Source organism: Bradyrhizobium sp. USDA 4504 (assembly GCF_054063995.1).
On the sequence record NZ_JBSSGV010000001.1, the window covers coordinates 5,199,157 to 5,212,453 of the forward strand.

Consider the following 13,297-nt stretch of genomic DNA (forward strand, 5'->3'; position numbering starts at 1 on the left):
GCATCATATGCAAGCCGAATATACAAGCTGACCTGCAACCAGGAGAGCGCCATGACGCAGCACAAGATCAAGGACAACATGGAGGTCATCGGCGCCGATGGCGTGCATGTCGGCACCGTCGATCACGTCGAGGGCAACCGCATCAAGCTCAAGAAGAGCGAGAGCGACGGCTTCCACAAGGGCCATCACCACTTCATCGAGCTCGGCTTCGTGGCGGGTGTCGAAGGCTCCAAGGTTCGGCTCTCGGCCAACGCCGCGATCGCGGTGACCCTCGAGGAAGAGAAGTCCGGCAAGCCCGTCGATTGAGGCAGGCACCTCTGCAAGAGCGTGAGCCATTCGAGCCCTTGTAAAGGTTCCAGTGGCATGCTCCTCTGCCCCTGTCTGGACGCCGATCCGGCGTCCAGCGCCTGCCTTTTGTCCTCGTGGAAGTGCCGTTTAGTCAAGGAGACATGCGTGCCATCAGCCGTTCCGCAACCGGTCGCTGCGAAGCTGACGCGCGCGGCCATCTTCCTTGCGGTCACGATCAAGCCCAATCCGGAATATGACGCGGTGGTGCGGTCGCTGTGCGCCGATCTGGGCGCGCTGCTGCGTGCGGTGGGCTTCCGCGATCTCGAGGGCCGGCTGTCATGCGTCATGGGCATCGGCTCCGACGCATGGGACCGGCTGTTCGGTGCGCCGAAGCCGAAAGGCCTGCATCCGTTCCGCGAGATCAACGGCGTCCACCACGCCGTCGCAACGCCGGGTGACCTGCTGTTTCACATCCGCGCCGTGCCGATGGATCTGTGCTTCGAGCTGGCGACCCAGATCGTGACGCGGCTCGGCGATGCGGTTGCGACCTCCGACGAGGTGCACGGCTTCAAATATTTCGACGAACGCGACCTGCTCGGCTTCGTCGACGGCACGGAGAATCCGGAGGACCAGGCGGCCGCCGACGCCACCATCATCGGCGACGAGGACGCGGCGTTCGCCGGCGGCAGCTATGTGATCGTGCAAAAATACCTGCACGATCTGAAGAAGTGGAACGAGCTGCCGGTCGAGATGCAGGAAAAGATCATCGGCCGAACCAAGCTGTCCGACATCGAGCTCGACGATGCGCTGAAGCCGAGCTACGCGCATAACGCGCTGACCACGATCGTCGAGAATGGCGAGGAGCTCGATATCGTCCGCGACAACATGCCGTTCGGCAATATCAGCAGGGGCGAGTTCGGCACCTATTTCATCGGCTATGCCAAGTCCCCGCAGCGGATCGAGCAGATGCTCGAGAACATGTTCGTCGGCAAGCCGCCGGGCAATTACGACCGCCTGCTCGACTTCAGCCGCGCCGTCACCGGCATGCTGTTCTTCGTCCCGTCGGCGACCTTCCTGGAGGATGTCGCGAGCGAGGCGCCGGCACCTTCGCCCGCCGAGCCGTCTCCGGATGACGCCGGGGCTCGCGACACACCTGCACCAGGAATACCGCTGTCCGACGGCTCGCTCGGGATCGGCTCACTGAAAGGAGAGGCTGGACATGAATAATCTTCATCGGGCACTCGCCCCTATCTCGGACGCGGCATGGGCCCAGATCGAAGAGGAGGCCTCGCGCACGTTGAAGCGCCATCTGGCGGCGCGCCGTGTCGTCGACGTCGACGGTCCGAAGGGAACGGATTTCTCCGCGGTCGGCACCGGTCATCTCAAGAAGATTGCGGCGCCCGGCGACGGGGTCGAGGCGACGCAACGCGACGTTCGCGCGCTGGTCGAACTGCGCGTGCCGTTCGAGCTCTCGCGCCAGGCGATCGACGATGTCGAGCGCGGCGCGAATGATTCCGACTGGGATCCGCTCAAGGAAGCGGCGCGCAAGATTGCCTTCGCCGAGGATCGCACGGTGTTCGACGGCTACGCGGCCGCCGGCATCGAAGGTATCCGTCAGGGCACCAGCAACCCGGTGCTGACGCTGCCGCCGAGCGTCAAGAACTATCCCGCCGTGGTCGCGCAGGCGGTCAGCCAGTTGCGGCTTGCCGGCGTCAACGGTCCCTATACGCTGCTGCTCGGCACCGAGCCCTATACCGCGATCGGCGGGGCGACCGACGACGGCTATCCGGTGCTGCAGCACATCCAGCGCCTGATCGACGGCAAGATCATCTGGGCGCCCGCGATCGAGGGTGGCGTCCTGGTGACCACCCGCGGCGGCGATTTCCAGCTCTCGATCGGCCAGGATCTTTCGATCGGCTATCTCAGCCACTCGGCGAAATCGGTTCAGCTGTATTTCCAGGAGACCATCACCTTCCTGATGCTGACGAGCGAAGCGTCGGTGGTGCTTGCGCCGGAGGCGAAGAAACCCGCCTAGTCTTGCCGGCGTTGACCTATCCAGGAAGTCTCCGGCCGTTGCCGGAGCTTCCGCCAAACGTGAAACGGAGAGGAGGCGCGCAATGGACTACGATCTCTACATCAATCCGAAGAAGGCATCGGTCGGTCTCTACGTCCGCAAGGGCGCCGGCCTTCCCGACCTTGCCGACGCCAAGGACTGGGTGTTCGACGGCACCTCGGCGCAGGCCAATCTGCCGCCGCAGCTCGTGAAGGAAATCGAAGCCAACGGCCACGCCTTTCGCGACATGGATTGAGCGCGGCGGTTACTTCTCGCCGACCTTCACCGGGGCGGTCTCGGGCATCAGGCTCATGGCCACGATGCCGACCGCCGCCGCGAGCAGAAGATACCAGGACGGCGCCAGCGGATCGCCTGACACGTGCAGCAGCCACGTGACCACGAGTTGCGCGGTGCCGCCGAACGTCGCGATGGCGACCGCGTAGATCGTGGCGAACACGCCGCCGCGAATGCTCTGGGGCAGCGCTTCGGTGAAGGCGGCATAGAACGCGGTGAACGGCAGCGATCCGATGAACGACAGGATGCCGAAGCCGAACAGCAGCGACCACGCGCCGGGGTCCTGGACGATCCACAGGAAGGCCGGATAGGTCAGCACCAGCACGACCAGCTGCGGCCAGATCATGATCGGCTTGCGTCCGAGCCGGTCGGCAAGCCAGCCGCCCAGCACCGCGCCGATGATCTGCAGTCCGTTGCTGACCAGCGATACCGTGAACGCCAGAGACGGCGACACATGCAGCGTATTCTTGGCGTAGGTCGTCATGTATTGCGTCACATAGGTCGAGATCGTGCCGCTGGCCAGGATCATCACCGCCAGCACGATGACGCGAAGATGCCGCCGCGCCAGCGCCACATGGCTCGAGCGTTCGATCTGCCCGGCGACGTGCTCGCCATGCGAGACGGTTTCCGGCAGCGTGCGGCGCATCCAGATGCCGAACGGCAGGCAGACGGCGCCGAGCAGGAACGCGATGCGCCATCCATAGGCCTGCAGCATGTCGGGCGCCATCGCGCTGCTCAGGATGACACCGACAAGCGCGCCCACCGTCGCCGCGATCTCCTGGCTGGCAGGCTGCCAGGCGACCACGAGGCCGCGGTTCCTCGGTGCAGCGATCTCGATCAGATAGGCCGTGGTCGGCCCGACCTCGCCGCCCAGCGCAAATCCTTGCACCATCCGCGCCAGGATCACGATGATCGGCGCCACAATGCCGATCGCGGCATAGGATGGCGTCAGCGCGATGGTCAGGATTGCGCCGCCCATCAGCGCAAAACTCAGCAGCATCGCCGGCCGCCGGCCGACCCGGTCGGAGAAGATGCCGAGCACGATGCCGCCGATCGGCCGCGTCAGGAAACCGGCGCCGAAGGTCGCAAGCGACAGCATGAGGCTGCCGTATTCGCTGTGCGCGGGGAAGAAGGTGCGGCCGATCTCGGTCGCAAAGAAGCTGTACGTGATGAAGTCGTAGAACTCCAGCATGTTGCCGATGGTCGCGGCAAAGGCTGCGCGCTTGACATCGAACTGTTCCCCGCTTGCAATCTCCGGCAACGCTCTCGGTTCCTTGTCTGCTTGTGCGAGCGGAGTATTATTCCTCTGACCATGTTAGGCAAGGCATGGAGAGCCGCGCGATCTGCATGCGACGCAAGCGAGAAGAGGAACAGATCCGATGCCAGCCGACAAACTCTTCATCAATGCCAGGTTCGGTGACGGCGCCAGCCGCGATATGCTGGTTCGTGGCGGCCGCATCGTTGCGATTGAGGCGAAGGGCGAACGCCCCAGCGGGGTCGAGATCGTCGATCTCGGCAATGCGCTGGTCGTGCCCGGCTTCGTCGAAGGCCACATCCATCTCGACACCAGTTTTTACGGCGATACCTGGCGGCCACACCGTCCCTGCACCGACGGATTCGACGTCCATGAGCGGGTGGCGTTTCAGGCCAAGAACCTTGCCGCCGCCGCGCCGATGGATGTGCGCGCGCGGAACCAGCTCGACCTCTGCATCGGCCATGGCACGACGCAGATGCGCAGCCACGTCATGGTCGACGGCTCGGTGGGGCTGAAGTCGCTGGAGACCATCCTCGGGGTTCGCGAGGAATACAGCGACTTGATCGATATCCAGCTCGTGGCGTTTCCGCAGAACGGCATCCTCACCAGCCCGGGCACGCCGCAGCTGCTCGACGAGGCGATCAAGCTCGGGGCCAATGCCGTCGGCGGGCTCGATCCCGCTAGCTTCGACCGGGATGTCGAGGGCCATCTCGATGTCGTGTTCGGCGTTGCGCAAAAGCACGGCGTCGATGTCGATATCCATCTTCATGACGGCGGCATGCTCGGTGCCTTCGAGGTCGAGCAGATCGCGGCGCGAACCCGCGCGCTCGGCATGGCGGGCCGCGTCACCGTCAGCCACGCTTACGGGCTCGGCGACATTCCTGCCGATGCGCTGAAGAAGACCGCCGACAGTCTGGCGCGTTCGGGCGTGGCGATCATGACGAATGCCCCGGGCAGCCGGCCGTTCCCGCCGGTCGCGCTGTTGCGGAAAGCCGGCGTCACGGTGTTCAGCGGCAACGACAACATCCGCGACTCCTGGTGGCCCTATGGCGACGGCGACATGCTGGGCCGTGCCATGATGATCGGATACCGCTCGGGCTTCTACACCGATGAGGAGCTCGCGATCGCGTTCGACATGATCACCGCGGCCGGCGCCAAGGCGCTCAGGCTCGAGGACTACGGCCTGCATGTGGGGGCCAAGGCCGATTTCGTGACCTTGAACGCCGTGCATATCCAGGAGGCCGTGGTGGCGCGGCCGTCCGGGCGTTCAGTCTACAAGGGTGGCGTGCTCGTTGCGCGGGACAATCGCGTCGTCAAGGCCGCTGGCCAATCCTGAATCGAACGCTGCGTCCAATCGAACGGCTTAGCGGACCGGAGGGATGATCGCGCGGAGGATGTCCGCCTTCCAGCGTTGCCGGACGCCGTCGAAGGCCGCAAAATCGTGGTCGAACTGCCAGTAAGCCCACGCCCAGCCATTGCGTTCCGCGCGTCTCGCCATGAACGACAGATACGTCGCGCAGCTCTCCGCGGGCGCGCGTTCATAGACACCGAACTCGCCAAGATAGATCGCGCGCTGCTCCTTCTCGGACCAGGAGCGGATCTTGTCGAAATCGGCCGAGGCCGTGGCCAAGTCTTCCGCAGAGCCCCAGCGCAACGGACCGATCTTCGAGAAGGTCGGCGACCACGGCGCGCCCTGATGGGTGAATTGCAGCGGCAGGTAATAGTGGAATGTGACGATGAGGTTTCGGTCGCCGGCCGGCAGCACCAGCTGATCGATCGGCAGCTCCTCGGTGTTCAGGATCGCGACCACGACATTGCGCTTCGGGTTGGTATCCCGGATGATGGCAAGACAATCGCCGAGCAGCGCATTCCATTCGGCCGAGGTCATGTTGCCGCCGGGCTCGTTCAGGATCTCGAACACCAGCGCCGGGTATTTCCCCGCATAGCGCGATGCGATCTGGCGCCAGAATGCCTTGAGCTTCACGCCGCATTCGGCCACGTCGCGTTGGCAGAGATCGGTGTCGTGCTCATCGAGGATCGGAACGAGCCTATTCTCCAGCACCTGCTCGATCACGGCATCGAGGCGCCGCAGGACGGCATCATCGAGGATGTTGCCGGACTCCATATGCCTGAAGCCGAAGAAGTTGATCCGGACATGGGAAAATCCGGCCCTGCGAATCGCGGCGAGGTTTTCCAGCCGGAACGGCGCGTTCGGGTAGCCTTCCCAGATGCCGTCATAGCCGAGGATATTGATGCCGCGCCCCAATGGCGCGGCGTCCGGCGATGCCCCCTGCCCCGCAGCGTTCGCCGGCGCGATCAGCGGGAGAGCAAGTGCCGCCGCCGCCAGCATGACGAAGGCTCTTTGCAGAAGCAATCGGAACGCGGTCATGGCTGCTCCAACTCGCGCGGCTCTACGCGCGATGACGGCACCGGCCGGCAAATGGCGAGGAAGAAGGCGATCAGCAGCACCGACGTGAACATCGTCGAACGAAGGAAGACCGTCTCGGTGAAATTGGTCTGGCAGTTGAGGAAGACGAACCCGATGATCAACGCGCAGTGCAGACGGTCGATCGCTCGCCCTGCGATCAGGCAGAGCACCTTGTAGGAAAACAGGAAGACGCTCGCCGTGAACAGGAAATAGCCCAGGAATCCGGTCTCGACGAGAATGGCGATATAGCCGTTGTGATAATTGTCGAGCACCCAGCCGTGGTTCTGGTTGAAATAGTCGTAGATCGCCGGATTGGTCCAGAAACCGTTGATGCCGAATCCGAACAGCGGCGCGTCATCGAAATGGCTGATGGCGTACTGCCAGATGAAGGTTCGCTCGGTGAAGTCGATCGTCGTGTCGAAGGCATGAATCGAATCGTATCCGGTCGTGTAGAAATACAGGATCAATAGCGCTGCCGCGACGCACATGACACATGGCAGGATCGCGTAGACCTGCATGCACCGGACCGACCACAGGGAGGTGAGCAGCAGCGCGCAGGCAACCAACGACAGGGCGCCGGCGCCGCGCGACTCCGAAAGCATGACGCAGGTCGAGGCCAGCACGAACGTCACGAGGAACGGCAGCCATCCTTGTCCCGCTATCTTTCGATAGCAGGCGAAGAACATGAGATAGGCGCCGGCGAAGCCGAGGGTTTGCTTCGACTCGAAGACACCCTGCCACTGCCCCTTGTGCATCCAGGTCTGATCGATCCCGATGTCCGGCAGGATCACAGCACAGAGCGCAGAGGCCGCGATCAGCACCAACAGGCCGCGGGTGGCCGATGTCACGATGTCGTCGATATCGACGCGAGTGATCATGCAGAACGCGCCAAGCGTCGTGATTGCGAGCGCCGCGGCCTTCATCAGGGCCGCCACGCCGAGGTTGGTCCACAGCACGGAAACAGTGGCGAACGCATAGAACGCGACGATCACGAGCGCGTCGAGATTGAGGGCCAGCCGCAGGCAGGGACGGATGAACAGGCTTGCGTAGATCAGGACGCCCCACATCAACAGGGCGACGGCTTGCTGCACCAGGGTCAACTCGGTCGGAAGCAGCGCGGCGTGGAAGGTCCCCATCGACATGATCACATTGATGGTGATCGACCAACCGATGACGGTCTTGGCGAAATTTTCCGCCCCGACGCCGGGTGCCTGCCAGACCGAACTGTCGATCGCACGTCCGTCCATTCGGTTGTACTCCGCTCATGGAATGAGCTTGCTGCTCCGGTGGATCGGAGCAGCACATTGCACTCGTGAGAGGCGTCAGTCTTTCGTTGACGAAGATCGGGTCCGGTTGAACAGCAGATAGAGCGCGTGCGGGTTGGTCGTCAGGTAACGCCAGAACAGCCGCCGCGGCTCGAGCCACAGGCGCCAGGCCCATTCGAGGCCGACGATCTGCATCCATCTCGGCGCACGCGGCCGCGAGCCGGACAGGAAGTTGAACAGCCCGCCCGAGGTCTTGATGACGCCGACATTGCCGAGTCGAGGCATGAATTCGTCGACGAAAGCCTGCTCATAGGGCACGCCGAGCGCGACCCAGAGAAAATCCGGCGCCAGGGCGTTGATCTCGTCGACCTTGGCCCGCAGCGCGTCGCCGCGCAGATAGCCGTGCGAATGGCCGACGATCTTGAGCGCCGGATAGGCCCGGCGGACATTGGCGATGGCAGCCTTGTTCTCGGCCTCGTTGGCGCCGAACAGATAGAAAGTCAGCCCGAGTTCTTCCGCCTTGCGCGCGACGTCGTGAAACAGGTCCGTGGTCGCGACGCGCTCGGGAAGCGGATTCGGCGACCGAAGCTTGGACACCATGACCAGCGGTTGCCCGTCGGCGTTGATCAGGTCGGCGGTACGGAACAGCCGATCCGTCATCGGCTCGGTCGAGCAGCGCGACAGCACCTCGCCGTTGGCGGAGGTCAGATACAGCGGACGATTGACACGCCGGTTCGGATGCACCGCCTCGACCATGAACTCGGCGGTCTGCTCGCGATCGAGCACGGCGAGCCGCAGTCCACCGATGGTCGCCCGGGGAACACCGGCAGTCGCAGCCCTGCCGACAGGATTGATACGCCGCTCCGGCGCACCGTGTGGCAATGATCCGATCTGCGCCGACGCCAGGGACATCTGCTCGGCCCGCGACGTGTCGCAAATCCGGACAGGCGGAGCAGCGATGTCCGAATTGAGACGCCGAGGCGGCTTGCGGTCGGCCTGCGGGAACGAAATTGCGTAGGAAGCGCGGTTTTTTTGGCTGTGACTCAGCATTTCGGCGGGACTCCAGGACTTGCGAGCCCTTAACTGCAATATCCGGTCCAGACCGGGTGCGATATCTCACCACGGCGCGATTGAACGCATCCTTAAGGGATTGTTAACGATGCTGATCCCCGGACGCGGCCAACTGAGATGACAGCCGATCGCAGTCGATGCGATGAAGGCAATGGCTCGCCCCAGCAACAATGTGCAAAGGTCGAGGCATTACATTAATACAAATCGTGTTCTGCCGCTGCCCGAGCCGATCGACCTTTGCTATAAGGGCGGCGTGCCGGATTCAGTCGGCGCTTTGAAACTGTCGTTTTGTTTGGTCTCACATGAACAAGAATGATGACGCGTTCGATGTCTGCATCGACGACGCATTCGACTTCCTGTCTGAAGAGTACGTGAAGTTATTTGAAGGCTCGGACGCGACCGCCTTCCAGCATCCGCTATGGCTGGACAGCCTTTATCGCAAGCTCGCTCCCGCTGCGTCGGCCAAGCCGCTGGTCGTCGCCGTCCGCCATCGTGCGAACAGGTCGCTTGCGGCCGTGCTGCCGATGCTGCGCGTGCGGCGCGGCCCGATGCGCACCATCGAATTCGCCGATCTCCGCGTGTCCGACTATTTGTCGCCGGTGTGCAGCATCGCGACCTTCACCAACCTGCTGCAAGACCAGCGTGCCTGCGAACGGCTTCGACAGGTGCTGCGGCCGTTCGACCTGCTGCGCATACCCAAGCTGCTCGATGCGAGGATGCCGATCGAGAATCTGCTCGGAGCGCCCCATCGCAGCCTGATGGATACCAATGCCTACGCGACGGTCCTGGTTGCGCCGTTCGAGCAGTGGCAGATCAACGCAATGGGAAAGTCGTACCAGAAGGAGCTGGCAAAGAAATGGCGCCAGATCCACAAGAAGGGCACGCTCACCTTCTCATGCTGCGCCGATAGCGCTTCCGTCGGCGAAGCCATGGAGACGATGAGAAAGTTTCGCGGTCCGCGGTTTCACGAACAGGGTGATGGCGACCTGTTGCAGCGACCGGAGTATTTCGATTTCTACTCGAGCGTGGCGCTTCGCGGCATGGGCTCGTTTACCCGGCTCTACGCCATGAAGATGGACGGCAAAGTCATCGCGGCAGCCCTTGGGCTGGTTCACCGTGACAGCCTCCTTGTCGTCATGACGGCGTTCGATGTCGAGGGATACAAGAGCCAATCGATCGGCGCGCTGACATTCGAGAGCGTCGCCAAGGATTGCATCGAGCGCGGCGGTCGGGTGCTGGACTTCACCATCGGTGACGAACCCTACAAGACGTACTTCGGCGGTCAGCCGACGCCGATGTCGGCCGTGACGCAGGCCGGGAGCGCGGCCGGCTCGCTCGCGCTGTTTGCCTTGAAGCAGGCGCCCTGGATCAAGCAGGCCGCCAAGCGTGTGACCGATTTCAGGCCGGTCCGCACCTCGACCGGCACGCGCTAGCGCCGCCCGGCGCTGGCAACCCGATCAGCGGAGCGCGCCGCGCACGCGCATCACCCATCCCGGATGAATCCGGTCCACCCGGTGTGTGATCGTGCGGCGCAGGAAGTGCAGCTTCCGCCGCAAGTTCCAGCGCACACCGGTGTTCAACGTCAAGGCCTGGCGGAAGCTCGCCAGGTGCAGCGAGTGCTGATCCGCGGCGAGCTTGTCCTGATCGGAATAGAACTGCGCAATCTTGTCCGCGCCCATACCGGCGGTCTTCAGCCAGCGCGGCACATAGTCCGTGCAAAGACGTTCGACGTCCACCAGCAGTCGGCCAACGCCGGTTCCGGCTGCGGGACAATTGGTCTGAAACGCATCGCCGATCAACACGACGCCGGGCTGCAGATGGCCCTCGGTCACGGTCAGATCCATGACCCAGTTCTGCACCTGGCCGACCACCTCGAAATCCCCGAGATAGGGCTGCAATCCCGGCATCAGGCGAAGCAGCGTCCGTCTGGTGTCGCGGCGCAGCTCACGCATGATCGGATCGGTCGGATCGCGGAACATGAACAGGTTCGCCCGCATGCCGCCCGACATCGGAAACAGGCTGAGATAGTCGACGCCATCAGCCGCCTGCTCGCCATAGCAGGTCAGCGCATCGAAATCGAACGGCGCGTTGTCCGGCCGTGCGATCGTGAAGCCGAACGAGACCGAGTGGCGCGCAGCAAGCATCTGCCGGCGCATTCCGAGACTGTGGCCGAGCACGTTCGCCATGCCGGTCGCCAGAACGACCAGACGCGAGACGACGCGTTTTCCCGAGGCCAGCGTCAACTGCTGACGTTCCTCGCTGCAACTGACATTGGTCACCTGGTCGAGCAGCAAGCTCGACGCATCGGGCGTCAGGCCGCGTGCCATGTTGACGAGGTTGGCATAGGAAATCCCGTAGGACCGGCCGACGCCGATATCGACCAGTTTGCCGCCCCTGATGTTGATCACCCGGTCATAGGGCGCGGCAATGGCCTCGATGTCGTCGATGAAGCCGAGGCGGCGGAGGATATCGATCTGCCGTCCGGCGATTTTTTCGACCCGGAATTCGTCCGGCGGGATCGATCGCTTGTCGATCAGGACGACGCGGTATCCGGCTCGGGCGAGCACAGCCCTTGCAAGCGAGCCTGCCAGACCGGCTCCGACAATTGCGACGTCCGCTTCGATGACCTCGGTCTCGCAGGCCACGATCGGCTTGGTCGCACTTTTCTCGGCAATCATGTTCGTCCGCTCCGACGGCTAGAGCGTTTTCGAGCGAAGTGGATACCGGTTCGCGTGAAGAAAACGCGTCAAAACAAGAATCTAGAGCGCCGTTCCGATTCCATCGGAACGGAAAAGCTCTGGTTGGCCGCGGAACTGCAATTTCCTTGCCTGCGGTGTCGCCTTGCCGATCGAGCACGACGAGTTCCAGAATCGATGTTAATGACAACGTCCGGACCACGATCTGCGGTCTCTCGGCACATGGCTTGCACGACGGTCGGCCATGAAACTGAACCTTTGCAGGCTCCGCAGCGGGATGGCGAGGCAATTGCCAGGCCATCGAGCAGCGACAAATGGCGTTGACGCGCAAGCGCGGTCTGTTCCGGCAAGGTCCGCGCCACTGGACCGGACGCTGGAGGCAAATCCAACCTGCTCCGTTTGGAGACAGGGCAGACGGCGCCGTTCCAGAATGGAGCAACGCGACCTGGCCCTGTTCACAACTGCGTTGGGCCCGGCAGCCGTTCGAAAGGAACGGAATCTTAGCAAGAGAACATTAACACTCCAGGCTTCACCGATTGCTGCGGTCAACAGCCCGACTGGATATTGAGACGTCTCTGGTGATTGCCTCCGTGCTCCAACTGTTACGGCGCGACGTTACGCGCGGCGTTGCCGGGACCATCCTGCTCAAGGTTGGTAGCGGCGGGCTCGCATTCGCGTTGTTCTCGCTCGCCGCGCGGGCGATGACGCCGGACGCGTTTGGAAACTTCGCAACCCTGCTCTCCGTCGCCCAGATCGCCTCGGTGGTGGGCCTGGTCGGCCAGGAGCTGCTCCTGGTTCGATTTCTCAACGAGTATGAGGTGCGCGGCCAGGCCGAGTTCACCAAGGGTGTGCTGCTGTCGAGCCTGAAGAACTCCGCGATCGGGATGCTGATTTCGATCGCCGCGATCGCCGCGGCGGCAAGCATTCGCGGCGAGTGGTGGCTCTTGATCCTGTCGGTCTCGGCGTTCACCGCGATCAATGCAGGGCTGATGCTCGGCAGCCAGATCGCGCGATCGCTGGTCAGCATCCTGATGGGCGAAGGCAATCGGGAGTTCTTCTGGCGCGTCGCCGTCGTCCTGTTCCTGATCGCGGTGCTGTTCGGCCACCGGCAGCTCACCCCCGCCGAGCTGTTCAGCGCGATGTCGGCCGCCATGGCCCTCGGGCTCGTCGTGCAGATCGTATCGATCGTACGGGTGCTGCCGAACCTGCGGTCGGTCACGGCGCGCTTCGAGACCTCGCGCTGGAACAAGAGCGCATTCCGGTTCTGGCTCGCCTCCATTCTCGAAGCGGCAAACCAGTATTTCGACGTCATTCTGGTCTACTGGATGCTGGATCCGGCCACCGCCGGCGTCTATTTCGCCGCCTCGCGGCTGGCGAACATCTTCGCGATGCTGTCGGCTGCGCTCTACACGTTCGGGGCGCGTCGGCTGCCCTCGCTGTATTTCAGCAAGAACCACGGCGAGCTCGAACATACGTTAAAGCTGATGGCCGAGGTGACCGCACTCTGCGTGCTCAGCGGGCTCGTCATTGTCTGGGTGGGCGCCCCCTATCTGCTCGGCCTGTTCGGGCCGCACTTTGCCGCGCAGCAGTGGGTGTTGATCGTGCTCGCGATCGGAACGGCCTTCCAGGCGGCAGGCGGCCCCTCTGCCGCTGTTCTGCAGCTGACAGGTCATGAGCGTGATTATGTTCCCGTCGTCGCAGCCAACGTGGCACTACGGCTGCTGGGATTTGTCGTGCTGATCCCCTGGCTCGGCGTGCTCGGCGCCGCGATCTCGGCGACGGTCTCGCTGGTCCTCGCCACCGTCGCGCTCAATGTACTGTGCCGGCGGCGGACCGGCGTCGACCCATCCATTCTGGTGCTGTCGCATCTGTGGCCGTCGAAAGGTCACGCCTACGCGGTCCGCGTTGCGGACAGCAACGACTAGAGCGTTTTTCGAGGGAAGTAGA

At 63.3% G+C, this 13,297-nt stretch carries 12 protein-coding genes; 7 read left to right on the forward strand and 5 right to left on the reverse strand.

Annotated features, from left to right (window positions below):
- The first annotated feature begins 51 nt into the window (after positions 1-51).
- The 4 genes from ACVMB1_RS24450 (at position 52) to ACVMB1_RS24465 (ending at position 2,597) form a co-directional block, all read left to right on the forward strand.
- Positions 52-306 carry a DUF2171 domain-containing protein gene (locus tag ACVMB1_RS24450; protein ID WP_057019219.1) on the forward strand — a complete coding sequence of 85 codons (255 nt, stop codon included), beginning with the start codon at positions 52-54 and terminating at the stop codon, positions 304-306.
- Between the two features lie 147 nt (positions 307-453).
- Positions 454-1,515, forward strand: coding sequence for a Dyp-type peroxidase (locus ACVMB1_RS24455; protein WP_076830609.1), 1,062 nt, complete (start codon positions 454-456; stop codon positions 1,513-1,515).
- Positions 1,508-2,323 carry a family 1 encapsulin nanocompartment shell protein gene (locus tag ACVMB1_RS24460; RefSeq protein WP_076830606.1) on the forward strand — a complete coding sequence of 272 codons (816 nt, stop codon included), beginning with the start codon at positions 1,508-1,510 and terminating at the stop codon, positions 2,321-2,323. The genes ACVMB1_RS24455 and ACVMB1_RS24460 overlap by 8 nt, the downstream gene beginning before the upstream one ends.
- Before the next feature lie 82 nt (positions 2,324-2,405).
- Positions 2,406-2,597: a hypothetical protein gene (locus ACVMB1_RS24465; RefSeq protein ID WP_057019217.1), complete on the forward strand. Its 192-nt coding sequence runs from the start codon at positions 2,406-2,408 to the stop codon at positions 2,595-2,597.
- A gap of 9 nt (positions 2,598-2,606) precedes the next feature.
- Here ACVMB1_RS24465 and ACVMB1_RS24470 read toward each other — a convergent pair whose 3' ends face one another.
- Entirely contained in the window at positions 2,607-3,896 is a 1,290-nt protein-coding gene (locus ACVMB1_RS24470; RefSeq protein ID WP_076830603.1) for an MFS transporter, read from the reverse strand.
- Between the two features lie 118 nt (positions 3,897-4,014).
- Between ACVMB1_RS24470 and ACVMB1_RS24475 the strand changes: the two genes are divergently transcribed.
- On the forward strand, positions 4,015-5,226 hold the full coding sequence (locus ACVMB1_RS24475; RefSeq protein WP_076830600.1) for an amidohydrolase family protein: 1,212 nt from the start codon (positions 4,015-4,017) through the stop codon (positions 5,224-5,226).
- A gap of 27 nt (positions 5,227-5,253) precedes the next feature.
- Here the strand turns inward: ACVMB1_RS24475 and ACVMB1_RS24480 are convergent, their stop codons facing one another.
- From ACVMB1_RS24480 to ACVMB1_RS24490, 3 genes are all read right to left on the reverse strand, one after another.
- Positions 5,254-6,279 (reverse strand): glycoside hydrolase family 5 protein, encoded by a 1,026-nt coding sequence (locus tag ACVMB1_RS24480; protein ID WP_456849291.1) that lies wholly within the window; start codon positions 6,277-6,279, stop codon positions 5,254-5,256.
- Entirely contained in the window at positions 6,276-7,565 is a 1,290-nt protein-coding gene (locus tag ACVMB1_RS24485; RefSeq protein ID WP_057019214.1) for an O-antigen ligase family protein, read from the reverse strand. Before ACVMB1_RS24485 ends, ACVMB1_RS24480 begins: the two co-directional genes overlap by 4 nt.
- Positions 7,566-7,640: 75 nt before the next feature.
- Positions 7,641-8,495: a WecB/TagA/CpsF family glycosyltransferase gene (locus ACVMB1_RS24490; RefSeq protein ID WP_057019213.1), complete on the reverse strand. Its 855-nt coding sequence runs from the start codon at positions 8,493-8,495 to the stop codon at positions 7,641-7,643.
- A gap of 461 nt (positions 8,496-8,956) precedes the next feature.
- Between ACVMB1_RS24490 and ACVMB1_RS24495 the strand changes: the two genes are divergently transcribed.
- Entirely contained in the window at positions 8,957-10,087 is a 1,131-nt protein-coding gene (locus ACVMB1_RS24495) for a GNAT family N-acetyltransferase (RefSeq protein ID WP_076830595.1), read from the forward strand.
- A 24-nt stretch (positions 10,088-10,111) separates the two neighbouring features.
- On the opposite strand, the gene ACVMB1_RS24500 is transcribed toward ACVMB1_RS24495, so the two are convergent.
- The gene (locus tag ACVMB1_RS24500) at positions 10,112-11,332 is read right to left on the reverse strand and encodes an FAD-dependent oxidoreductase (RefSeq protein ID WP_076830592.1); all 1,221 of its coding nucleotides are present in this window, start codon (positions 11,330-11,332) and stop codon (positions 10,112-10,114) included.
- Positions 11,333-11,949: 617 nt separating this feature from the next.
- Here ACVMB1_RS24500 and ACVMB1_RS24505 point away from each other — a divergent pair.
- Entirely contained in the window at positions 11,950-13,275 is a 1,326-nt protein-coding gene (locus ACVMB1_RS24505; RefSeq protein WP_301322461.1) for a lipopolysaccharide biosynthesis protein, read from the forward strand.
- The last annotated feature ends 22 nt before the right edge of the window (positions 13,276-13,297 follow it).